At 43.1% G+C, this 23,843-nt stretch carries 22 protein-coding genes; 6 read left to right on the top strand and 16 right to left on the bottom strand.

Annotated elements, in window-relative coordinates; genetic code table 11:
* Positions 1-146: 146 nt before the first annotated feature.
* The 3 genes from fusA to rpsL form a co-directional block, all read right to left on the bottom strand.
* Entirely contained in the window at positions 147-2,231 is a 2,085-nt protein-coding gene (gene fusA / locus ECA01S_RS08500) for an elongation factor G (protein WP_067393995.1), read from the bottom strand.
* Between the two features lie 79 nt (positions 2,232-2,310).
* On the bottom strand, positions 2,311-2,781 hold the full coding sequence (rpsG, locus tag ECA01S_RS08495; protein ID WP_067393993.1) for a 30S ribosomal protein S7: 471 nt from the start codon (positions 2,779-2,781) through the stop codon (positions 2,311-2,313).
* 54 nt (positions 2,782-2,835) lie between these two features.
* Entirely contained in the window at positions 2,836-3,249 is a 414-nt protein-coding gene (rpsL, locus tag ECA01S_RS08490) for a 30S ribosomal protein S12 (protein ID WP_067393992.1), read from the bottom strand.
* 329 nt (positions 3,250-3,578) lie between these two features.
* Between rpsL and rpiA the strand changes: the two genes are divergently transcribed.
* The 4 genes from rpiA to ECA01S_RS08470 all read left to right on the top strand — a co-directional run bounded on the left by rpiA (position 3,579) and on the right by ECA01S_RS08470 (position 6,516).
* The gene (gene rpiA / locus ECA01S_RS08485; protein ID WP_067393991.1) at positions 3,579-4,262 is read left to right on the top strand and encodes a ribose-5-phosphate isomerase RpiA; all 684 of its coding nucleotides are present in this window, start codon (positions 3,579-3,581) and stop codon (positions 4,260-4,262) included.
* Positions 4,263-4,271: 9 nt separating this feature from the next.
* A complete protein-coding gene (locus ECA01S_RS08480; protein ID WP_067393990.1) occupies positions 4,272-5,033 on the top strand; it encodes a formate/nitrite transporter family protein in 762 nt (253 codons plus the stop codon).
* 81 nt (positions 5,034-5,114) lie between these two features.
* The gene (locus ECA01S_RS08475) at positions 5,115-5,696 is read left to right on the top strand and encodes a recombinase family protein (RefSeq protein ID WP_067393987.1); all 582 of its coding nucleotides are present in this window, start codon (positions 5,115-5,117) and stop codon (positions 5,694-5,696) included.
* Positions 5,697-5,829: 133 nt separating this feature from the next.
* Complete coding sequence (locus ECA01S_RS08470; protein WP_067393985.1) at positions 5,830-6,516, top strand: 2,3-diphosphoglycerate-dependent phosphoglycerate mutase; 687 nt, start codon at positions 5,830-5,832, stop codon at positions 6,514-6,516.
* A 43-nt stretch (positions 6,517-6,559) separates the two neighbouring features.
* On the opposite strand, the gene ECA01S_RS08465 is transcribed toward ECA01S_RS08470, so the two are convergent.
* A complete protein-coding gene (locus ECA01S_RS08465) occupies positions 6,560-8,422 on the bottom strand; it encodes an ABC transporter ATP-binding protein (protein ID WP_067393984.1) in 1,863 nt (620 codons plus the stop codon).
* Between the two features lie 150 nt (positions 8,423-8,572).
* Between ECA01S_RS08465 and ECA01S_RS08460 the strand changes: the two genes are divergently transcribed.
* Both ECA01S_RS08460 and ECA01S_RS08455 read left to right on the top strand, forming a co-directional pair.
* A complete protein-coding gene (locus ECA01S_RS08460) occupies positions 8,573-9,271 on the top strand; it encodes a MarR family winged helix-turn-helix transcriptional regulator (protein ID WP_067393983.1) in 699 nt (232 codons plus the stop codon).
* Between the two features lie 27 nt (positions 9,272-9,298).
* Complete coding sequence (locus tag ECA01S_RS08455; RefSeq protein WP_067393982.1) at positions 9,299-11,053, top strand: ABC transporter ATP-binding protein; 1,755 nt, start codon at positions 9,299-9,301, stop codon at positions 11,051-11,053.
* 51 nt (positions 11,054-11,104) lie between these two features.
* Here the strand turns inward: ECA01S_RS08455 and ECA01S_RS08450 are convergent, their stop codons facing one another.
* The 12 genes from ECA01S_RS08450 to ECA01S_RS08395 form a co-directional block, all read right to left on the bottom strand.
* Positions 11,105-12,283: an iron-containing alcohol dehydrogenase gene (locus ECA01S_RS08450; RefSeq protein ID WP_067393980.1), complete on the bottom strand. Its 1,179-nt coding sequence runs from the start codon at positions 12,281-12,283 to the stop codon at positions 11,105-11,107.
* A gap of 112 nt (positions 12,284-12,395) precedes the next feature.
* Positions 12,396-13,100 carry a purine-nucleoside phosphorylase gene (gene deoD, locus ECA01S_RS08445; protein WP_067393978.1) on the bottom strand — a complete coding sequence of 235 codons (705 nt, stop codon included), beginning with the start codon at positions 13,098-13,100 and terminating at the stop codon, positions 12,396-12,398.
* An 11-nt stretch (positions 13,101-13,111) separates the two neighbouring features.
* Complete coding sequence (locus ECA01S_RS08440; protein ID WP_067393975.1) at positions 13,112-13,915, bottom strand: purine-nucleoside phosphorylase; 804 nt, start codon at positions 13,913-13,915, stop codon at positions 13,112-13,114.
* A gap of 9 nt (positions 13,916-13,924) precedes the next feature.
* On the bottom strand, positions 13,925-15,091 hold the full coding sequence (deoB, locus tag ECA01S_RS08435; protein WP_067393972.1) for a phosphopentomutase: 1,167 nt from the start codon (positions 15,089-15,091) through the stop codon (positions 13,925-13,927).
* Positions 15,092-15,174: 83 nt separating this feature from the next.
* Positions 15,175-16,128 carry an ABC transporter permease gene (locus ECA01S_RS08430; protein ID WP_067393970.1) on the bottom strand — a complete coding sequence of 318 codons (954 nt, stop codon included), beginning with the start codon at positions 16,126-16,128 and terminating at the stop codon, positions 15,175-15,177.
* Positions 16,128-17,261 (bottom strand): ABC transporter permease, encoded by a 1,134-nt coding sequence (locus ECA01S_RS08425; RefSeq protein ID WP_067393967.1) that lies wholly within the window; start codon positions 17,259-17,261, stop codon positions 16,128-16,130. Before ECA01S_RS08425 ends, ECA01S_RS08430 begins: the two co-directional genes overlap by 1 nt.
* Positions 17,251-18,819 (bottom strand): ABC transporter ATP-binding protein, encoded by a 1,569-nt coding sequence (locus tag ECA01S_RS08420; protein WP_067393962.1) that lies wholly within the window; start codon positions 18,817-18,819, stop codon positions 17,251-17,253. Before ECA01S_RS08420 ends, ECA01S_RS08425 begins: the two co-directional genes overlap by 11 nt.
* Before the next feature lie 255 nt (positions 18,820-19,074).
* Positions 19,075-20,196, bottom strand: coding sequence for a BMP family lipoprotein (locus ECA01S_RS08415; RefSeq protein ID WP_067393960.1), 1,122 nt, complete (start codon positions 20,194-20,196; stop codon positions 19,075-19,077).
* A gap of 69 nt (positions 20,197-20,265) precedes the next feature.
* Complete coding sequence (locus ECA01S_RS08410; protein WP_067393958.1) at positions 20,266-20,664, bottom strand: cytidine deaminase; 399 nt, start codon at positions 20,662-20,664, stop codon at positions 20,266-20,268.
* Between the two features lie 6 nt (positions 20,665-20,670).
* Positions 20,671-21,333, bottom strand: a complete 663-nt coding sequence (deoC, locus tag ECA01S_RS08405; RefSeq protein WP_067393956.1) for a deoxyribose-phosphate aldolase — start codon at positions 21,331-21,333, stop codon at positions 20,671-20,673.
* A 16-nt stretch (positions 21,334-21,349) separates the two neighbouring features.
* Positions 21,350-22,651: a pyrimidine-nucleoside phosphorylase gene (locus ECA01S_RS08400; protein WP_067393954.1), complete on the bottom strand. Its 1,302-nt coding sequence runs from the start codon at positions 22,649-22,651 to the stop codon at positions 21,350-21,352.
* Between the two features lie 118 nt (positions 22,652-22,769).
* The gene (locus tag ECA01S_RS08395) at positions 22,770-23,798 is read right to left on the bottom strand and encodes a LacI family DNA-binding transcriptional regulator (RefSeq protein WP_067393953.1); all 1,029 of its coding nucleotides are present in this window, start codon (positions 23,796-23,798) and stop codon (positions 22,770-22,772) included.
* Between the last annotated feature and the right edge of the window lie 45 nt (positions 23,799-23,843).

Here is a 23,843-nt window from a genome sequence, read left to right as displayed (position 1 = left end):
CTAAAAATAAGTTAATTTATCTGATAGGTACGTCCGCACAAGAGGTGTGCGGCGTGCCCATATCATCGTTTGCTATTGTACACGAAAATTTTTCAAAAATATAGTCCCTTTGACAAAACTGTCCCAAGACTTCTGTTCAAACAAGATTATTCGGCTTTGCCGCCGTTTTTCTTGATGATTTCTTCTTGAATAGATTTTGGTACATCTTCATAGTGGTCAAATACCATCATGAAAGTACCGCGACCTTGTGTTGCTGAACGCAAGGTAGTTGCATAACCAAACATTTCTGCTAACGGAACGATAGCATTAACGATTTGTGAATTACCATGCGCTTCCATACCTTCAACGCGACCACGACGAGCTGTTACGTGACCCATGATATCACCTAAGTAATCTTCTGGAACAGTAATCGTAACTTTCATCATTGGTTCTAAGATGGCAGGTTGTGCTTTTTTAGCAGCTGCACGTAATGACATTGAAGCTGCCACACGGAAGGCTGTTTCATTTGAATCGACATCATGGTAAGAACCGTCGTAAAGTTTTGCTTTAATATCAACTAATGGATAGCCGGCTAATACACCGTTTTCCATTGCATCAACTAAACCTTTTTCAACAGCTGGGATGTATTCACGAGGAACCACACCACCAACGATGGCGTTTTCGAATTCGAAACCGGCACCTTCTTCGTTTGGTGTAAATTCGATCCATACGTGACCGTATTGACCTTTACCACCAGACTGACGTACGAATTTACCTTCGGCTTGAGTTGCTGCGCGGAATGTTTCACGGTAAGAAACTTGCGGTGCACCAACATTGGCTTCAACTTTAAATTCACGACGCATACGATCCACTAATACGTCTAAGTGCAATTCGCCCATTCCTGAGATAACTGTTTCACCAGTTTCAACGTTTGTTTCAACACGGAATGATGGATCTTCTTCTGCAAGTTTTTGCAAGGCAATACCCATTTTATCTTGGTCAGCTTTTGATTTAGGTTCAACAGCGACTTGGATAACTGGGTCAGGGAATTCGATTGATTCTAAGATTACTGGAGAATCAACGGCACAAAGTGTGTCCCCTGTTGTTGTATCTTTCAAACCAACGGCCGCAGCGATATCGCCGGAATAAACGCGGTCGATTTCTTTACGTGTGTTGGCGTGCATTTGCAAGATACGTCCGATACGTTCTTTTTTATCTTTAGAAGCGTTCAGTACATATGAACCACTTTCCAAGACACCAGAATAAACACGGAAGAAAGTCAAACGACCTACGAATGGGTCAGTCATAACTTTAAATGCTAATGAAGCAAATGGTGCTTCGTCGTCAGCTGGACGAGTTGTTTCTTCGTCAGTTTTCGGATCGATCCCTTTGATTGCTTCAACATCTAATGGTGAAGGTAGGTAGTCAAGAACAGCATCCAACATCAATTGAACCCCTTTGTTTTTGAAGGCTGAACCAGCCATAACAGGGAAGAAATCAACGTTGATTGTTGCTTGACGGATACCAGCTTTTAATTCAGCTTCGGTAAGTTCTTCACCGTCTAGATATTTCATCATTAGGTCTTCATCAGTTTCAGCTACTGCTTCCACTAATTTTTCGCGCCATTCTTGTGCTTGTTCTAAATATTCTTCAGGAATTTCAGTTTCTAAAATTTCTGTTCCTAAATCATTTGTGTAGATTTCAGCTTTCATTGTCACAAGGTCAATGATTCCGCTGAAGTCTTCTTCTGAACCAATTGGTAATTGGATTGGATGAGCATTCGCTCCCAAACGATCGTGTAAGGTAGAAACTGAGTACAAGAAGTCTGCACCGATTTTGTCCATCTTGTTACAGAATACAACACGTGGTACGCGGTATTCTGTCGCTTGGCGCCAAACGGTTTCAGTTTGTGGTTCAACTCCAGATTGAGCATCAAGAACGGTAACAGCGCCATCTAATACACGCAATGAACGTTGTACTTCAATTGTGAAGTCCACGTGTCCTGGTGTATCAATGATGTTGACGCGGTAACCTTTCCACTGAGCAGTTGTCGCAGCAGACGTGATTGTAATACCACGTTCCTGTTCTTGTTCCATCCAGTCCATTTGTGATGCGCCTTCGTGGGTTTCACCGATTTTATGGATTTTCCCTGTATAATAAAGGATACGTTCAGTCGTCGTTGTTTTACCAGCGTCGACGTGAGCCATGATACCGATATTACGAGTTTTTTCTAGCGAAAATTCTCTGGCCATTCTAGTTGTTGCTCCTCTCTTAGTTAAAATGAAAATAGTAGACAACTTCTGCTACGTCTAAGCGACAGCAGAGAGGATCTTACCAACGATAATGTGCAAACGCACGGTTGGCATCTGCCATTTTGTGTGTGTCTTCGCGTTTTTTCACAGAAGCACCAGTGTTGTTAGCGGCATCCATGATTTCTTTTGCAAGACGTTCTTCCATTGTGTGTTCACCGCGCAAACGAGCGTAGTTTACCACCCAACGTAAGCCAAGTGTTGTACGACGTTCTGGACGAACTTCAACTGGCACTTGGTAGTTAGACCCCCCCACACGGCGAGCTTTAACTTCAAGAACAGGCATAACGTTCTTCATAGCTTGTTCGAAAACTTCTAATGGATCGTTGCCTGTAGATTGTTTGATGATGTCAAAAGCATTATAGATAATGTTTGACGCAATCCCGCGTTTTCCATCAACCATTACACGGTTGATCAAGCGAGTGACTAATTTTGAGTTATAAATAGGATCTGGTAAAACATCGCGTTTTGTAACTGGACCTTTACGTGGCATCCGTAACTCCTCCTCCCGAGATATTTCCTCTATAGTATGTTAGTTTGTAATCGATTATTTCTTAGGACGTTTTGTACCATATTTTGAACGACTTTGTTTACGGTCGTTAACACCCGCAGTATCAAGCGCACCACGAACGATATGATAACGTACCCCTGGTAAGTCTTTTACACGTCCACCACGTAGCAATACCACACTGTGTTCTTGCAAGTTGTGTCCGATACCTGGGATATAAGCAGTCACTTCGATTAAGTTTGACAAACGAACACGAGCGTATTTACGCAAAGCGGAGTTCGGTTTTTTAGGTGTCATAGTACCCACACGTGTACATACCCCACGTTTTTGCGGAGAATATACATCAGTTTGAGCTTTCTTAAAGCTGTTATATCCTTTGTTCAATGCTGGTGAATTTGATTTTTCGACCTTAGATTTACGAGGTTTACGTACTAATTGGTTAATTGTAGGCATCCCTTGTTTCCTCCTTCCTCAATTCGCTTCTAATTCCACACATCCAGGTGGTTCTTTTTTAGCGATAAAAAAATATGCAATCCTGCACCCTTTTATCAATGTTGCTTTTACAGTCAGCACGTCTGGTTAGAGACCTGTATATAAAGCACCTTTGATAGAATATCATGTTCAAAAAACCTTGTCAACCCTCCCCCGCGTGCTTTTTCTCCAGAAAGTTGTTTGCTCCTTCTTTTCATTAAAATATCGTAGGAATTTTTCAAGTAATCTATCTTTTTTATGTGAATAACGGTACAATATGGCTGAATTTAGACAGAGAGAGGAAGGATTTTGTGAATCTAAAACAAATGGCTGGGATCGAAGCCGCCAAATATGTCAAAGATGGCATGATCGTTGGCTTAGGAACTGGTTCCACTGCACGCTATATGGTAGCAGAAATTGGTCGGCGCGTGCAGGAGGAAGGACTACAGATCACAGGGGTCACTACTTCAAATGAGACTGAAAAACAAGCGCGCGAGTTAGGTATTCCTTTAAAAGGAATCGACGACGTCCCTTATGTGGACCTGACGATTGATGGAGCGGATGAAATCAGTGCCGATTTCCATGGAATCAAAGGTGGCGGTGCTGCCTTACTATTTGAAAAAGTTGTGGCCAGCTATTCTAAACACATTATCTGGATCGTGGATGGTTCTAAAATGGTGGAAAAACTTGGGGCTTTTCCTTTGCCAGTCGAAGTTGTTCCTTATGGTAGCCAGCAATTATTCCGCTTATTTGAAACAAGAGGCTATCACCCTAGCATGCGTCTTAACGCCGATGGCAGCTTCTTAAAAACCGATGGCGGCCATTATATCATCGATCTGCATTTAGCCTGCATCGAAGATCCTGTCACTTTTGGATCAGAATTAGATAATCTCGTTGGCGTGGTGGAACACGGACTTTTCTTAAATATGGTCTCTACTGTAATTGTAGGCTATGACCAAGGTCCAGAAACCATCGTTGTAAACGAGCAATTATAAGGAGTAATTATGTATTCACCAGAAGAAATTTTAAAAATCAGTGCAGTGAATGGTGCCAAAAAAGTCGCGAAACCGTTGCTAGCCAAAGCTGTATTAGGCTTTATTGGCGGCGCCATGATTTCCCTAGGCTACTTAGCATATATCCGCGTAATCGCTTCGGTGGCCGAGGCTTGGGGCAGTTTTGCTAGTTTAATCGGTGCTTCGGTCTTTCCCATTGGTTTAATCGTAATTTTATTAGCCGGCGGCGAGTTGATCACGGGGAATATGATGGCGGTAGCGGTGGCGTGGTTTGAAAAACGCGTTTCCTTCGTGGAGTTGTTGAAAAACTGGGCTTGGATTACGCTGTTCAATGTCATCGGCGCCTTGTTTGTAGCCTTTGTTTTTGGTCATGTCGTTGGTTTAACCGCTAGTGGTGATTACTTACACGAAACGCTGACTTTAGCCCAAGGTAAAATTGGGGTCTCTCCTTTACAGGCTTTTCTTTCTGGAATCGGCTGTAACTGGTTTGTTGGACTAGCGCTTTGGTTATCTTATGGAGCCAAAGATGCTGCTGGCAAAATCTTAGGTATTTGGTTCCCTGTAATGATTTTCGTTGCGATTGGCTTTCAGCATAGCGTGGCCAATGCCTTTGTGATTCCCGCAGCCATTTTTGAAGGTGGCGCAACTTGGGGCCAATTTATCCAAAACTTTATCCCCGTTTATTTAGGTAATATTATTGGTGGTGCTGTCTTTGTCAGCGGCTTCTATTACTTGGCTTATCACCATGACTAACTGAAAAATTTCAGCTACCATTTTCAAACAGAATGTGCTACATTTTTAGTACGAGAGAATTTGTACGAGAAAGGAACCATCATGAAACAAATCGGATATGCGCGCACTACTATCAATGATAACGATTTGGCTTCACAAATCGCGACTTTAACGGCGTACGGCTGTGATGAAATCTATCATGAATCTTTTGATAGCACGAATCAACAAGCTGTGGCAGATTTAGAAACAGTCATTCAACGTTTGGCTGCTGGTGACACACTGATTGTTTGTCAGTTGGATCGGCTAGGCAAGTCCACTCGCCAACTAACAGAATTAACAAAACTTTTTCAAGAGCGTGCCCTGCATTTGGTCAGCTTAGCGGAAGCAATTGATACCCGTAGCGAAATGGGAAACGTCTACTTCACTTTAATGGAAGGCTTAGCCAATATGGAGTGCAATCTGATCAAAGAACGGACCTTGGTCGGTTTGAATGAAGCTCGTAAAAAAGGCAAGGTCGGCGGTCGTCCTAAAATCGATGGTCGCACAGTACGCAAAATTCGGCGTCTCTATTATGACAAAAAAGAAACGATTCAATTTATTTCCAATAAATGTGGCGTATCAGTTGGTACTTGTTATAAATACATCAATCTTCCTGAAGAAGATGTCGAGCGAATCTACTCTTAAAAGAGCGATTTCGCTCTTTTTTTATGATTGAAAAGGGCCTTTTTTCGTCAGAATAATAGCTTTTATCTAGAAATCAGTGTACAATAAACAAGGAAATGTAATTTTCAGAAACTATTTTAAGGGAGAGCTGTTCATGTTGAAATTAGTCTTCGTTCGTCATGGTCTTAGCGAATGGAATGCCTTAAACCAATTCACTGGTTGGGTCGATGTTGATTTAAGCGAAAAAGGGGTCGAAGAAGCCAAAGAAGCTGGCCGTAAAGTAAAAGAAGCAGGTATCGAATTTGATGTTGCCTACACTTCTGTTTTAAAACGTGCCATCAAAACTTGTAACTTCGTATTAGAAGAATCTGACCAATTATGGATTCCTCAATACAAATCTTGGCGCTTAAACGAACGTCACTACGGTGCGTTGCAAGGCTTGAACAAAGAAGAAACTGCTGAAAAATATGGTGCTGATCAAGTACAATTATGGCGTCGTTCTTACGATACTTTACCACCACTTTTGGATGAAACAGATCCAGGTTCTGCGGTAAATGATCGTCGTTACGCTAGCTTGGACAAACGTGCGATTCCTGGTGGCGAAAACTTGAAAGTCACATTAGAACGTGCGATTCCTTTCTGGGAAGATCATATTGCACCAGCTTTATTAGATAACAAAACTGTTTTAGTAGCCGCTCACGGTAACTCATTACGTGCTTTGGCAAAACATATCGAAAACATCTCTGATGACGATATCATGGGTCTTGAAATTCCAACAGGTCAACCACTTGTTTATGAATTAAACGATGATCTATCTGTTGCCAACAAATACTACCTATAAGCAATCTTAAAAGCCAGCAAGTCTAAAGACTTGCTGGCTTTTTCTATTCTTCAAATTGTAGATGGTACAACTCTTGGTAAAGACCAGGTTGTTGCAACAACTCTTGATGGGTTCCCATCTCTACGATTTTGCCACTTTGTAAAACTAAAATCCGGTCAGCATTGCGTACTGTCGATAATCGGTGGGCGATCACCACCGCCGTCCGTCCGGTCAAAGCTGTATTCAAGGCTTCTTGAATGTAGTGTTCACTTTCACTGTCTAAATGCGCCGTTGCTTCGTCCAAAACCACGATTGCTGGGGCTTTTAATAGCAGTCTGGCAATTGCTAAACGTTGCCGCTCACCACCACTCAAGCGGTAACCCCGATCTCCAATGACCGTATCCAATCCTTGCGGCAGACTTTTCACTAAGTCCCAAATATATGCTTCCCTCAAGGCTTCTTCAATTTGCGCATCAGTCGCTTCCGGACGCGCATAGCGCAGATTATTCCCGATGGTATCATGAAACATGTGAGCATCTTGACTGACAATCCCAATCGTTTCCCGCACTGATTTTAGCGAAGCATCGGTTAATGGTACCTCCGCCACTTTCACAACCCCCTCCGTTGGATCATAAAGGCGGGTCAATAACTGTGACAAGGTAGATTTGCCGGCACCACTGGGACCGACTAAAGCAATCATCTCACCTGGCGCAATCGTAAAATTCAAATCTTGCAGGATCGGCTGTTCCTGATCATGGCTTTCTGGTAAAACTTCCAGTGAACCAAACACAATTTCATCATCCGCTGGGTAATGAAAGCCAACATGTTCAAAAGTAATGCTGGCTCCTTTGTCCGCAATCGCCAGTTCTAAATCGATTGGCGCTGCAATTTCTTTCACATGAGGTTCCAAATCTAAGATTTCAAAAACTCGCTCAAAAGAGACAAGGGCGGTCAAAATATCTACTTGGACATTGGATAACGTTGTGATAGGGGCATACAAACGGGTCAAATACGAAGTCAGCGCCACCACTACCCCTACCGTAATCGTTTCGTGAATCGCTAATACACCACCGAAACCATAAACCACCGCCAAGGCTAAGGAAGAGACCAAACCAACTGTTACCCGCATAAAAGAACCGGTTACGGTCTGACGAACACTAAGATCCCGTACCTTTTTTAATTGAGCAGCATAAGTTTGGGCATCTGTGACGGGATCCCCATAAGTTTTAGCCAACTGCGCGCCCGCCACATTGAAACGTTCATTAGAGAGTTGAGTGGCTTCCGCCTTGGTGTCATAAGATTCACGCATCAAAAGGGCCAACTTAGGTCCCAGTAATTTGGCTGGCAAGATAAAAGCCGGCACTAATAGAAGCGCAATCAAGGTTAACTGCCAGCTCATACTAAACATCGCCGCCAAAACAAACACTACTGAGAGAATATTACTAAACACGCTGTTGAGCGTCTGGGTAAAAACTGCTTGGGCCCCCGTCACGTCCCCATTGATTCGTTGAACAAGAGCGCCTGTTTTCGTACGAGCAAAAAAGGCGAGCGACAATTGCTGAATATGCTCAAATAATTCCTTTTGCAAATCAAAAATAACCCCTTGCCCGATTCGCGCCGATAAAAAGCGTTGCGCTAGTGTCAAAAGAGCACTGCCAATAGCTAGTAAGGCCGCAAATAGCGCATAGCGTATCACATAACCGACATCTTTTTGCGCGATACCCACATCAATGATTGATTTTAAAAGTAACGGCGTCCATGCCCCAAACAAAGCATCTAAACTAATCACCACTAAAAATAGCAATAATAAAAGCTTGTAAGGTTTCGCATATTGCAAGACGCGCAAGACCGTTTCCTTTTCAATTTTTGCATCTTTAATTTTTTCCTTATCCTGTGTAAACGATCGTAAGTGCATTCCACCAGCCATACTATCGCCTCCTCACTACTAGTGTAGCACGGATTTTACCCACTCACAAAAATCTTGAACAAAATGTCTTGACTTTATTTAGGTACCGAACTATACTAAATCTCGTTCAATTGATTAGGTACCTAATAGATTGTTTAGGAGGAAATAAATATGAGTGAGCAAACAAGTAACCTTTTGCATCGACTACAATATGTTAGCCAAATCGCTACTCTCTTTTTCACCAATAAGAAGCAACGATTTGACGGACAACAACAAGTTATCAATCTACTAGCAGTAGAAGATGGCATGCCGCAAGGAAATTTAGCTGAACTGATGGACATCCGCCCTAGTTCTTTAGCAGAATTATTAAAAAAACTAGAACAGGCCGGCGCCGTTGAACGACGGGAAGACACGACTGACAAACGGATCAAACGGGTTTATTTGACCGAAATGGGTCGGAAACGAGTCATCCAGAACGCAGATAGGAAGCAGGACCTGAGCGCGATATTTTTTGCTGGTCTCTCGCAAGAAGAGCAGCATGACTTTGATCGATTGTTGGATAAAATCATTGAGGGTTTACCTGAGGAATACCGCGTGCGGATGAATCAGTTAGATCCCTTCGAAAAATTATCGGAAATGCAACGACTGCGGGAAGAAATGATGGATATCGACTGGAGCAAGCTGTCGCGTCATGAACAACATCAAATGCGTCGTGATATGCAAAATCGCGCACGGGATATGGGCTTTGATCCTCGGAATTTCCAACGGGGTATGGCGCGGATGAACTCGCGTCATCCACAAGGATTTTGGCCTAACCCACGCCCTGATAAAAAACAAACATCAAAAGAGGATGATTGGACGGATTTTTAAGCGTCTGTCATTTTAGGAGGAACAATTATGGAACGAGGATTTGATGTCCCCACTACCGCAACAACTTACAAATTAAAAGATTTTATGCGCCTGATTACCAGCGTAAATCCCAAAAAAGGGCTTTTTCTTTTGGGCTTACTGCTAAGTATCCTGACTAGTGGCGCTAGCTTGATTGTGCCGCAACTGACTAAGGGCTTGATTGATACAAGTAAGCTGGCGCAAATTGATGCCAAAATGCTAGTAGTTTTGATTTTAGCCTTTGTGGCACAATTAGGTTTTGGTGCTGTGGGCGGATTTTTATTACGATATGTTGGCGAAACGGTTGTCAAAGCATTGCGGGATAAACTTTGGCTGCATCTACTTCACCTGCCTGTAAATTATTATGATGATCACAAATCTGGCGAAACAGCTTCACGGCTAGTAAATGATACTGGCGTGGTGAAAGACCTCGTTGCTTCTCAATTTCCCAACTTCATTACCGGGGCAATCCAACTAGTAGGGTCTTTGATCATCCTGTTCGTTATGGACTGGAAAATGGCCGCCTTTATGTTTCTAGCGGTACCTGTAGTCGCTTTGATTATGATGCCCATTGGCCGAATCATGATGAAACTCGGTCGGCAACTACAAGCTGCTACGGCTGAATTCAGCGGCGAAGTCACGGAAAAACTAGGCGAAATCCGCCTAATCAAAGCTAGCAATGGCGAGCCTTACGAAGAAACTCGTGGCACCTCTTTCGTCCAAAAAATCTTTAAGCTTAGTGTTAAAGATGCCAAGGTTGAAGCTGTTTTACAACCAATCATGATGACGGCCATGTTGGGTATGTTTGTGGGTATTCTAGGTTATGGCGCAATTCGTGTTCAAGCCGGTACCCTCAGCAGTGGGGCATTAGTGGCTTTCTTGCTCTATCTGTTTAACATCATTATGCCCGCTGCTACTTTTGCAACTTTCTTTTCTCAAGTTCAAAAAGCGATGGGAGCTACGGAACGAATCGATCAAATTCTGGAAACGCCTATTGAAAAAATCCATGTGGGTAATCTACACCCTGTTGATGGCGAAACCATTACCGCCGAAGGATTAAGCTTTGCTTATGAAGCCGATCGTCCGGTGTTGGAAAATGTTTCTTTTGAAGCAAAGCCTAATACAGTAGTAGCTTTTGCTGGCCCTAGTGGTGGCGGCAAGTCGACGATTTTTTCACTTCTGGAACGTTTTTATGAACCTACCAACGGACAAATTACAGTTGGTACAACGCCTTTAACTGACATCAAACTAGCTGATTGGCGTAGTCAAATCGGTTTTGTTTCCCAAGATAGTGCTGTCTTTGCTGGCAGTATTCGTGATAACTTAACGTATGGTTTAGGGCGTGATTTAAGTGAGGATGAGCTTTGGGAAGGCTTGCGTCTGGCTTTTGCAGATCACTTTGTACGGGAATTTCCAGAACAATTGGAAACAACCCTAGGAGAACGCGGTGTTAAACTTTCTGGTGGTCAAAAACAACGGATTGCCATCGCCCGTGCTTTCCTGCGAGATCCAAAAATCTTAATGCTGGATGAAGCGACCGCCAGCTTAGACTCCCAATCAGAAGAAATGGTGCAACGTGCCTTAGAACAATTAATGAAAGGCCGAACGACCTTAGTCATCGCTCACCGACTATCGACGATTGTCGATGCTGACCAAATTTACTTCATTGAGCATGGCCAAGTCACTGGTCGTGGCACCCATCGTGAATTGATGGCGTCACACCCGCTATATAGTGAATATGTCAACGAACAAATCTTAAACTAAGCCCTCAAAAAAGGCGGACCTACGTAAGTAAACGTAGGCCCGCCCTTTTTCTTATACAAAAGAAGATTCACTTAAACATTCGCGTAAAATACCTTCAACTGCGACTGCATCCATTGGCACGTATGCATCGGTAGCAATCGTACTATGGGCAACGGCCTGCTCGGCCATCAGCGTTAGCTTTTCCTCATCGATGCCAACTTCTGGTAGCGTCATAGGAATCCCACAGGCTTTGAAGTAATCATAGGTCTTTTGGATCCCGATTCGTGCGGCCATCATTGGTACCGCCTCTTGCACATTCCACACATTGCGCGCATATTGGGCAAATTTCTCTACCGTTTCATCATTTAAGGCATATGCCATCCAACGTGGCGTCAAAATTGCCAAACCAATCCCGTGAGTAATGTCATAATAAGCACTCAGCTCATGCTCGATAGCATGACAAGACCAAGCACCCTTCTTACCACTGCCTGTCAAACCATTCAAGGCCCAAGTGCTCGCCCACATCAAGTTGGCCCGCGCATCGTAATTATCTGGTTCTTTTAAGGCGATTGGACAATTTTTGATTACGGCTTTCATTAAGCCTTCGGAAACAAAATCCTGTACATCTGTTCCGGTGGTCCGCTTGAAATAGTTTTCGAATAAGTGGCTCATGATATCAGCAGAACCAGCAGCTGTTTGATACTCCGGTACCGTAAAGGTGTTACTTGGGTCCAAGAATGAGACTTTTGGAATCATTTCCCAGCCACCTGTACCCAGCTTTTCGTTAGTTTCCATATTACTGATTACAGCACCACGGTTCATTTCTGAGCCAGTAGCTGCTAAAGTCAAAATATCCACGATTGGTAAGACTTTGCCAACCTTGGCTTTCCCCACAACCAAGTCCCAAGCATCGCCATCATAATAGACACCGGCTCCAATCACTTTACTGCAGTCAATAGTAGAGCCGCCGCCTACTGCCAAAATTACGTCGACTTCGTGCATGCGACATAAATCGACCCCTTTACGAACAGTTTCAATTCGTGGATTTGGTTCAATGCCGCTTAATTCCGTAATTTCAAAATCAGCTAAAGCTGCTACTACCTGGTCATACAAACCATTTCGTTTGATACTGCCGCCGCCATAAGCAAGTAAGACCTTTTTTCCGTAACGACCCACTGCTTCTGCTAAGTGAGTGAGTTGATCACGACCAAAATAAACATCTGTTGGAACATAAAAACGAAAATTTTCCATCCATCATTCCTCCATTTCTCTCTCTATTGTATCAAAACAGCTTAACTGTGTACCATTCTTTGTTCTAAAAAAGCATGCCGAAAATTTCCGACATGCTTTCTGACAATCTTTATTAAGCAATAGCTGTTTCCAAACCAACATGAATCATATCATTGAAGGTCACTTGACGTTCTTCTGCCGTCGTTTCTTCACCCGTGATAATATGATCACTTACTGTGCAGATAGCCAATGTTTGGACATGGAATTTAGCACCTAGATAATAAAGCGCCGCTGCTTCCATTTCCACGCCCATCACACCAAAGTCAGCTAACTTCAATGTTTCTGTCATATCATCTTTATAGAAAGTATCTTCTGACAACACATTGCCGACATGGGTAGTAAAGCCTTTTTCTTCTGCGATTTGATAAGCTTTTAACAGCAAGTCAAAATCAGCGATTGGCGGATAATGGAAGGTTGGGAAATTTTTAGCCACCATTGACGAACTAGTCGCTGCCGCTTGACCAATCACCAAGTCGCGCACGTGAACATCTTTTGAAATAGCGCCACAGGTTCCTACACGAATCAGTTTCTTCACACCGTAAGACTGGATCAGCTCCTGCACATAGATAGAAGCAGAGGGCATTCCCATACCGGTTCCTTGAACCGAGACACGTTCGCCTTTGTAAGTTCCGGTATAACCTAACATTCCTCGGACATTGTTGTAGCAAACTGGGTCCTCTAAAAATGTTTCCGCAATATATTTTGCCCGTAATGGGTCGCCGGGTAATAAAATTTTATCTGCAATTTCACCTGGTTTTGCTTCGATATGGACACTCATGGACCAACCTCCTAAAATTTAGCTAGTGTTGCTTTGACTAATTCTTTAAATTCTACTTTGACGCGCTCCGTTGTTTCAACTACTTCTTCATGATTCAAACTCGACTGCATTCCTGCTGCCAAATTGGTGATGCAGGAAATTCCCAGAACCCGTAGTCCACTATGAACAGCCACAATCACTTCTGGAACTGTTGACATACCGACCGCATCAGCCCCTAAAGTCCGTGCCATCCGAATTTCTGCCGGTGTTTCGTAAGTTGGACCAGTGAAGCCCATATAAACGCCTTCTTTAAGATGAAGCTGACGCTCAGCTGCCACTTCGTGAGCCAATTTGATGTAGTCGGCATCATAGGCATGACTCATATCAGGGAAACGCGGACCAACTTTTTCATCATTAGGGCCAATCAAAGGATTGGTTCCCGTAAAATTAATATGATCGGTAATCAACATCAAATCACCTGGTGTAAAGCTTTCATTAACACCACCTGCTGCATTCGTCACGATTAGTGAATGAACGCCTAGAGCTGCCATTACCCGAACCGGATAGGTCACGGTTTGCATGGTATTGCCTTCGTAAAAATGGAAACGGCCTTGCATCGCTAAGACTTTCTGCCCGGCTAATGTCCCATAAACCAATTGTCCCGCATGGCCCACCACTGTCGACACTGGAAAATGTGGAATCGTTTCATAAGGAATGGTCACGGCATCTTGAATCTCATCGGCCAACTCACCTAGACCAGAACCGAGAATCAAGCCAACGGCAACTTCCCCCACACCTTGTTCTTTGATAAACGCTGTCGTTTCTTGTAATGTCATGTCTTCCTCCTACTTCAAGTCGCTTAAGAAGCTCTTGCCATTTTCTGTCGCTGGTACATCGAAGTTATCCGCAATAGTTGCGGCAATATCTGAATAATAACCTTGCGCTAATGCACCTTGACCTTGCATTTGTTTGCTGTAAACCAATAGCGGCACATATTCACGCGTATGGTCGGTACCTGGGAAAGTCGGATCATTGCCGTGGTCAGCCGTGATCATCAGTAAATCATCATCCGCCATCGCTTCTAAAATTTCTGGAATACGCAGGTCAAAATCCTCGATTGCATGGGCGTAGCCAACAACATCGCGGCGGTGTCCATATAACGCATCGAAGTCTACTAAGTTCGTGAAGCTTAAGCCTGTGAAATCTTTTCTCATAACATTCAGTAATTGATCGACACCATCCATATTGCTCTTCGTACGGATTGCCTCCGTGATCCCTTGACCATTGAAGATATCATTGATCTTACCAACGGCAATCACATCTTTGCCCGCATCTTTAAGTGAATCCAATACTGTGTGGCCAAATGGATCTAGTGCGTAGTCATGTCGGTTGCTGGTCCGAGTGAAGTTTCCTGGTTCACCCACATAAGGACGCGCGATAATTCGACCGATCATATAAGGCTCATCTTTCGTAATATCCCGAACATATTGGCAAATACGGTACAATTCTTCCAAAGGAATGATTTCTTCGTGCGCCGCAATTTGCAATACGGGGTCAGCTGACGTATAAACAATCAAGTCCCCTGTCTTCATTTGGTGTTCCCCATAATCATTGATAACTTCAGTACCAGAATAAGGCTTGTTGCAGACTACTTTACGCCCAGAAAAATCTTCAATTTGTTTTAACAATTCATCGGGAAAGCCGTTAGGAAATACACGGAATGGCTTTTTAATATTCAGACCCATGATTTCCCAGTGTCCTGTCATCGTATCTTTACCAACCGAAATTTCTTCTAATTTTGTCGCATAGCCCTGATGATCAGCTACATTTTTAACGCCATCTAATGAACGAATCGCTCCCAAACCTAATTGTTCTAAATGAGGGATCGTCAAACCAGCTTCTGTTGCAATGTGTCCCAATGTATCTGAACCGACATCACCAAATTTTTCAGCATCTGGTGCTTCTCCGATACCGACAGAATCCATTACGATCAAATGTACACGCTTGAACATACAACATCCTTCTTTCTTATTTTTATTGAAAAAGAGAACAAGGGAACGCCTTGTGCGCCACCCTCATTCCCTTTAATCGTAGACTATTTCGATTTGATATAATTTTGACCATTGGCTTTTGGTCCAGAAGATTTCCCTAGGAATAGCACCAAAACGACAATCGTTAAGACATACGGTGCTGCCTGCAGATAAACCGCTGGGATAGCCGAGATGATAGGTAGATTTGAACCAGCAATCGAGATGTTTTGTGCAAAACCAAAGAAGATGGCTGCGCCCATTGCACCAAGTGGATTCCATTTACCAAAAATCATGGCTGCCATTGAGATAAACCCTTGACCAGCAATTGTTGTAACCGCGAAACGACCAGCGATTGTTTGCGCGAAAACCGCGCCCCCCATACCGCCTAAGAAACCAGAAATCAAAACGCCGGCATAACGCATCAGATACACATTGATACCTAATGTATCAGCTGCTTGGGGATTTTCTCCTACAGAACGTAACCGTAAGCCAAAGCGAGTCTTGAATAAAACGAACCAAGCGATAATAGCAATCACGATGGCTACAAAAGCCGGTGCCGTCGTCCGGTTGAAGAATAATTCGCCAATTACTGGAATTTTATTCAACAGTGGAAAAGTAAAGTAACCAAAAGATTCTGTAATGGTATCTGTTTGACCTTTACCATACATTACTTTGATTAAAAAGATGGCCAGTGCTGGTGCCATCAAGTTGATAACTGTACCAGAAATGATATGGTCAGCCCGCAAATTGACGGTTGCTACCGCATGTAATAGTGAGAAGACCATTCCAACTAAGCCACCGACGATACAAGCAAGCCAAGGCGTCCACGCCCCAAAAGTTCCTGCAAAAGTCAAGTTGAATACTACTGAACTGAAGGCCCCCATTACCATCATACCTTCTAGCCCTACGTTGACGATACCACTTCGTTCAGAGAAGGTTCCACCTAAGGCCGTTAAGATCAACGGCGTAGAATACACCAGTGTCTGTGTGATAATGGATCCGATTGTTCCTACATCCATTAGATTTTGCCCCCTTCCTGGCTATTGTCATCTGTTGTTGTCTCAATTTCTTGAACAACAGCGACTTCTTTTTTACTACCGGAGAATTTTGCTAACAAGAAACGGATCAAATAGCTGATACCAACAAAGAAGATAATTGCTGCGATTACAACGTCCACTAATTCAGTTGGCACGCCTGCACGCAACGGCATTCCTTGACCACCCAGTTTTAAGATACTGAATAGTAGTGAAGAAAGGAGGATTCCGATTGAGCTGCCAGATCCCAGTAAGGAAACCGCCATCCCATCAAAGCCGATACTTAGTGAAGATCCTTGAACAAAGAAATTACCAAATGTTCCTAGCCCTTGGACCACGCCACCCAAACCAGCTAATGCACCCGAGATGATCATCGATAAAATGATCGTCCGTTTACTGCTCATCCCAGCATATTCAGAAGCAAAAGGATTCAACCCGACAGAACGGATTTCATAACCTAAAGTTGTTTTCTTCATTAAAAACCAAACAGCTACTAAGAAAATTAAAGCTAGGAAAATCCCAATGTTCAAACGAGAGCCATCACTGATACTCCGTAAGAAATCATTCCGTAAGCTGGCATTTGCGCCTACCATTTGGGTAACCCCTTTATTACTCATAACAGCTTCTGGCATCACGTTGTTGACAATGTGTGTACTTGTGTATAGGAACACATAGTTCAACATAATCGTCACGATAACTTCACTAGTGCCAAAGTAAGCCCGTAAAATCCCGGGAATCGCTGCTGCTACTGCACCAGCAATCGCCCCGACAATGATAACTAACGGTAAAACTACCAGCCGTGGTGCATCAGGTAATAATAAAGCTACCCAGATACTAGCTACCCAGCCGCACAAAGCTTGACCAGATAACCCGATATTGAAGAACCCAGCTGAATTTGCGACGGAGAAGCCTAAGGCCGTAAAAATCAGTGGTCCAGCTGTTACAAAAATTTCGCCGATACTTTTTGGACTCAAGAAAGCTGTTTGTAGCATAGCCTGATATCCAGAAACCGGATTATAGCCAAAAATCAACATAATAATTGCGCCTAATACAAATCCCATCAATACAGACAAGACGGGAACTAAAACATTACGCAGCGTTTCAGATTTATTGTTCAACGGTCTCACCTGCCCCACTCTTCAATTCTGCCCGCGCTTCTTCTAAAGAATAGCCCGCCATCAATAGACCCAATTCATTTTCAGAGGTTTCTTTCGGATCCACGATCCCTACGATTTCACCCGCGTGAATTACGGCGATCCGATCGGAAACATTCAAAATTTCATCTAATTCAAAGCTGACTAGTAAGACGGCTTTATTTTTGTTCCGTTGCTCAATCAACCGTTTATGGATATATTCAATCGCCCCAACGTCCAGGCCGCGTGTTGGTTGTGACACGATCAACAGATCAGGATCACGGTCGATTTCCCGTGCAATAATGGCTTTTTGTTGGTTCCCACCAGACAGCGCTTTGGCTGGTACTAATTCATTGGTAGTCCGCACATCGTACTCTTCAATCAAGTTACGCGCATATTCATTGATATGATTATAATTTAAGACACCGTGTTTACTTAATGGTTCTTTGTAATACGTTTGTAGTGCGATGTTTTCTGCTAAGGACATTTCTAGAACTAGGCCATATTTATGGCGATCCTCAGGGACGTGGCCGACACCAGCCTCAGTGATTTGGCGTGGATGTTGTCCTATGAGGGAACGACCATTCAGCTCAACAGAACCGCTCTCTACCTTACGCAGACCCGTTAAAGCTTGGATCAATTCCGATTGCCCATTGCCATCAATACCAGCAATCCCAACAACTTCGCCAGCCCGCACATCTATGCTCAAATTCTTAACAGCATCTAGACCGCGACTTTCTTTAACCACTAAATCTTTGACTGAAAGCACCACTTCACCTGGCTTAGCTGCTTCTTTTTCGGTTTTAAAGGAAACTGAACGACCCACCATCATATCCGCCAATTGTTGTGACGAAACATCTTTCACATTTACCGTCCCAATACTTTGACCCCTACGGATAACGGTACAACGATCCGCCACTTTTTTGATTTCATCTAACTTATGCGTAATCAAAATAATGGATTTGCCTTCCTTGACCAAACCTTGCATGATGATGATTAACTCATCGATTTCTTGCGGAGTCAAAACTGCCGTTGGTTCATCGAAGATCAACACATCTGCTCCACGGTAAAGTGTTTTAAGAATTTCCACCCGTTGCTGCATCCCAACGGAAATGTCCCGAATGTAGGCATCTGGATTAACCGACAGTCCATATTGTTCGGATACTTTTTTGATTTCTGATACGGCTTTTTTGTGGTCTAATACGCCTCCGTGAGTTGGCTCACTGCCTAACACAATATTTTCGGTAACAGTAAACGCGTCAACTAACATAAAATGCTGATGGACCATTCCGATCCCTAAACGATTGGCTGCCGTCGGACCGCCGATTTCAACTTTGGCTCCGTTTAAGTAGATATCTCCTGAAGTAGGCTGCAATAACCCTGAAAGAATATTCATCAAGGTTGATTTACCGGCTCCGTTTTCCCCTAAGAGAGCGTGGATTTCGCCAGGCTTTACTTGTAGATTGATGTTATCGTTCGCCTTAAACGTTCCAAACTGTTTCGTGATGTTGCGCATCTCGATCACATATTTTTCCTGAACCACGTTTTTCTCACTTCCTAACAATTTAATCCCGTGCAACAAGCAACGACATGACTGAGCGGGTTTACCAATGAAAGTGTTTCTTCAATCATGCTTTCCTTCACTAAAGTAAAGGATCAGAGCACTGTTTAGGCTCTTCTGGAAATTCATTTTCGATTATTTGGTAAAACAGTTTACTAAAATGAATTTCCAGAAATCCCTAAAAATACAGACGCCGCGCCGAAACGCGGCGTCCGAAAAGAAGCATTCTCTAAAGAATTACTCTTTTACATCAGAAGGAACTTCAGGAACTTCTACTTTACCATCGATGATTTCTTGTTTTGCTTCATCGACAGCTTTTTTAGTATCGTCTGAAAGGAAACCAGCTGTTAAATCAACACCGCCGTCTTTCAAGCCATATACTAAGTGTTCCCCACCAGGGAATTTGTCTTCTTTAGCACGGTTAGAGATATCTTGTACCGCTGCCCCAACACCTTTCAATGTTGAAGTCAAAGTAAAGTTGTCTTCTTTACCGTCTTTAGTTTTGTAGGCACCTTCAGCTTGTTGGTCGCTATCTACACCGATAACCCAAACTTTTTTGCTGTCAAGGTCTGCTTCGTTCAAACCAGAGTTCAAGTCTTTTGCTTCTTGGAAGACACCAGCACCAGTACCACCTGAAGCGTGGAAAATGATGTCTGCGCCATCTTGATACATTGCAGCTGCTAAAGCTTTCCCTTTGGCAGGATCACCAAATGAAGCAGCATATTCGATTTTCACTTCGATATCTTTACCTAATTTTTTAGCAGTGTCAATCACACCTTGGTGGAAACCAGCTTCAAAACGGTCGATAACGGCACCCTCTTCACCACCGATAAAACCAATTTTGTTTGTTTTAGTAGTATAAGCTGCAGCAACACCTGCTAAGTAAGAAGCTTCATTATCTTTAAATGTTGCAGAAACAACGTTGTCTAGCCCTTCGATCACACTATCAATGATACCAAAGTTTGTTTCTGTGTTTTGTTCAGCTGCCGCTTTGATTGAGTCAGCTAATAAATAACCAATCCCAAATACTGTGTGGAAGCCATTTTGAACTGCTGTATCGATGTTTGTTGTATATTCAGATGCATCATTTGATTGGATGTAGTCATAACCGTCTACACCTTTTGGTAGATTATTTTCTTTCCCCCAAGCTTGTAAACCTTCCCAAGCTGATTGGTTGAATGATTTGTCATCTACCCCACCGATATCTGTTACGATTACTACGTTGTGGTCTTTGTCGCCTGCTGCGTCAGAACCGCCGCCAGTTGAGTCTGTACCGCCTGAGTTACCGCCGCCACACGCTGCTAAACCTAGTAGCCCGATTGTAGCTAGCCCGAAACCAAATAATTTCGCTTTTTTCATTTCTGTAAAGCCCCCTAAAGAATTTTATTTTTTCAACAGCCGGGATGACTGATTGAACAAGCTTAGCGTTTACAATTCATCACTTGTAAACATATACGGCAATAATTCTGCCACGGTCATTTCTTTGGTCACGCCATTTTTACCCACTAAGGTAACCGGCATGTCTGGTGCACAAAACTCAGCCATTACTTGTCGACAAGCACCACAAGGCGAGATAGGCCCTTCAGTATTGCCAGCAACGACTAGATGTTTGAATTGTTTTTCACCTTCTGAAACAGCCTTGAAAAAAGCTGTCCGTTCGGCACAATTGGTTAAGCCAAAAGAGGCATTTTCGATATTGATACCAGTATAAAGTTTCTCGTCCTCAGTGACAAGACATGCTCCCACCGGAAACTTAGAATAAGGAACATAGGCCTTATCCAACATTGCAACTGCTTGATCGATCCATTCTTGTTTTGCCATACTCATCCTCGCTTAATAGCCTTCGCCAGTTGTGCCGGCCATAATTGCGACACCAGCACTTGTGCCAATACGGCTAGCGCCTGCTTCAACCATTTCCATTGCTTCAGCTTCATTATGAATACCACCAGAAGCTTTCACACCCATTTCAGGGCCAACTGTTTCACGCATCAAACGAACAGCTTCAACTGTTGCACCGCCTGTTGAAAAACCAGTAGATGTCTTAACGAAATCAGCTCCTGCTGCTTTTGCTAATTCACAAGCTTTGACGATTTCTTCACGATTTAATAGAGAAATCTCAATGATAACTTTCACTAAGGCTTTATCTTTAGCAGCGTCTACCACTGCTTTGATATCTTGCTCAACTTGTCTATAATTTTTAGATTTTAATGCACCGATATTAATGACCATATCGACTTCATCAGCACCATTTTTAATAGCGTCTTGTGTTTCATAAGCTTTGACTTCGCTAGTATTAGCACCTAGAGGGAAGCCGATAACTGTACAAACAGCCACTGGTTCATTCGCCAATTTTTCATTTGCTAGGGCAACCCAAGTTGGATTGACACAAACAGAATAGAAATGATATTTTTTTGCTTCTTCAATCACTTGCAACACATCAATTTCTGATGCGTCGGCTTTTAAAATAGTATGATCAATTTTACGATTTAGTTCCATTATTAGAACACTCCCTTTACTCAGTTATTATATCATGAATCAACGCAGGTTCCTCACCCAATGTGCCGATTTCAATATTTGCGTATAATAAATCTTTTACTTCTTCGATATCTTCTTGATTCGCATAGATCGTCAACAATGATTCACCTGCCGTTACTGGCATGCCAACTTTTTTATGCAGTTTGATGCCTACGCCAAAATCGATGTCATCTTCTTTTGTTTTACGACCTGCGCCTAATAACATCGCCGCAACGCCGACTTCATCGGCCACAATTTGTTTGACAACGCCTGTGCTTTTAGCTGGTAATTCCATCGTATATTTAGCCGTTAACAATTTTTCTGGATGGTCGATTACACTGTCATCGCCACCCTGGTTACGAATCATTTCTCGGAACTTAGCTAGGGCTGCGCCAGACTCTAAGGCATCTTGCAGCATCTGACGGGCCGTTTCAAGATCAGGCGCTTTTTGTGCCAATACGACCATTTGACTGCCTAAGGCGTAAACCATTTCTACCAAATCTTCCGGGCCTTCACCTCGCAAGGTTTCGATGGCTTCAATCACTTCAATACCATTTCCGATGGCTTCTCCTAACGGCTGTGACATATCAGAAATTACCGCCATTGTTTGACGATTAGCCAGTTTACCAATGCGGACCATCGTGTGGGCCAAACGACGAGCATCTTCAAGATTCTTCATGAAGGCTCCTTCGCCAGTAGTCACATCTAGCACGATGGCGTCAGCGCCAGCGGCAATTTTTTTACTCATGATGGAACTGGCAATCAATGGAATCGAGCTGACTGTTGCCGTTACATCCCGCAAGGCATAGAGCTTTTTATCGGCAGGAGCCAAATTACCAGACTGACCAATCACAGCCACATTACTTTCATTGACTAACCGTACAAATTCTTCATCGGCTACTTCCACTTGAAAACCAGGAATAGCTTCTAATTTGTCCAAAGTTCCACCGGTATGGCCTAAGCCTCGACCAGACATTTTCGCTACCGTCACACCAACGCTAGCAACTAGCGGCGCCAAAATCAAAGTGGTCGTATCACCTACCCCGCCAGTAGAGTGTTTATCAACTTTAATACCTTTAAGTGCCGATAAGTCGATCACTTCACCAGAATGTGCCATCGCTAATGTCAATTCCGTAATTTCCGCATCCGTCATATCTTGATAATAAATAGCCATTAACAAGGCACTCATTTGATAATCAGGAATACTCCCATCCGTGTAGCCGGAGATGATGAATTGAATTTCTTCTTTTGTCAGCGGCTGACCATCACGTTTTTTTTCAATTAAATCTACCATTCTCATTATTACAGGCCTCCAAATCTTCCAAAAAGTATTATACACTTTTTTCCGTCTAGGTAAACTACTTTAGTAAAACACTTTACTAATAAAAACCGTTATTGAAAACACTTTCAATGTGACTCTACACTGATTTGTATACGCTGTCAACCCCTTTTGTGCTTTCACGAACAATAAGCTCTGATTCAAATATTTTGTTAGGAATTTTCATATTAGGATTATCAATTGCATCCACCAAAAACTTAGCTGCATAAAAACCGATATCAAAACTTGGTTGTCGAACCGTCGTTAACGATGGCACCATGTATTCTGTAATTTCCAAACCATCAAAGCCAACAACAGAAATATCTTCGGGAATTCGTTTACCCGTTTCACTAATGGCATGGTAAGCTCCAATTGCCATTTCATCATTGCCACAAAAGATGGCCGTTACATCGTTGGTTTCTGCCAACAATTTTTTGGCTGCCTGGTAACCTCCGCTAATAGATAAGTCGCCAATTTGGACATACTCCGTTCCCAGTTCAATATGATGATCTTTTAAGGCATGATGATAAGCCGTGATCCGCTCTGTCAATTGATAATAGCGGGTTGTTTCTCGCAGCATGCCAATTTTCCGATGACCTTGAGCGATTAGATGACTCATAGCTCGGTAGGCGCCTTCATATTCTTTCACAATCAACTTGCCTTCGTCGCGTTGATTGATGCCTCGGTCCATTAAAATCATCGGTACTTTTTTGCCTTCTGCTGAAAACCGATACTCCTCAGGCATAACATTGGGGGTCGCTAACAAGATCCCATCTACCGAACGATGCCGCAGTTCGTCGATATACCGCTTTTCTTGTTCGTGAGAATGCTTCGAATTACATAACAAAATCATATAGCCTAGTGGGTTTAGATAGGTTTCCACTCCTTCAATTACTTTGGAGAAGAAAAAGTCCGTCACATCTGGCACGATCATGCCAATTGTCTTAGAGTGACGATTGATTAAATTGGAAGCAAAAAAATCTGGCTTATATTGATATTCTTCTACGATATCCAAAACGCGCCGCCGCGTTTTTTCACTAAACCGGCTGCCTTTATTGTTCAAAATCTGCGAAACGGTGGTAATCGAAACGCCCGCCAGCTCCGCGATTTCTTTAATCGTCAATTTCATACCAACTACCCTCTTTTCAGGTTGACTTTTCTATTAGAAACATGC

This window comes from Enterococcus canis NBRC 100695, from assembly GCF_001544375.1.
GTDB classification, from domain to species: domain Bacteria; phylum Bacillota; class Bacilli; order Lactobacillales; family Enterococcaceae; genus Enterococcus_H; species Enterococcus_H canis.
Note: the sequence above shows the minus strand (reverse complement) of the source record. Positions and strands in the feature narration are given on the sequence as shown.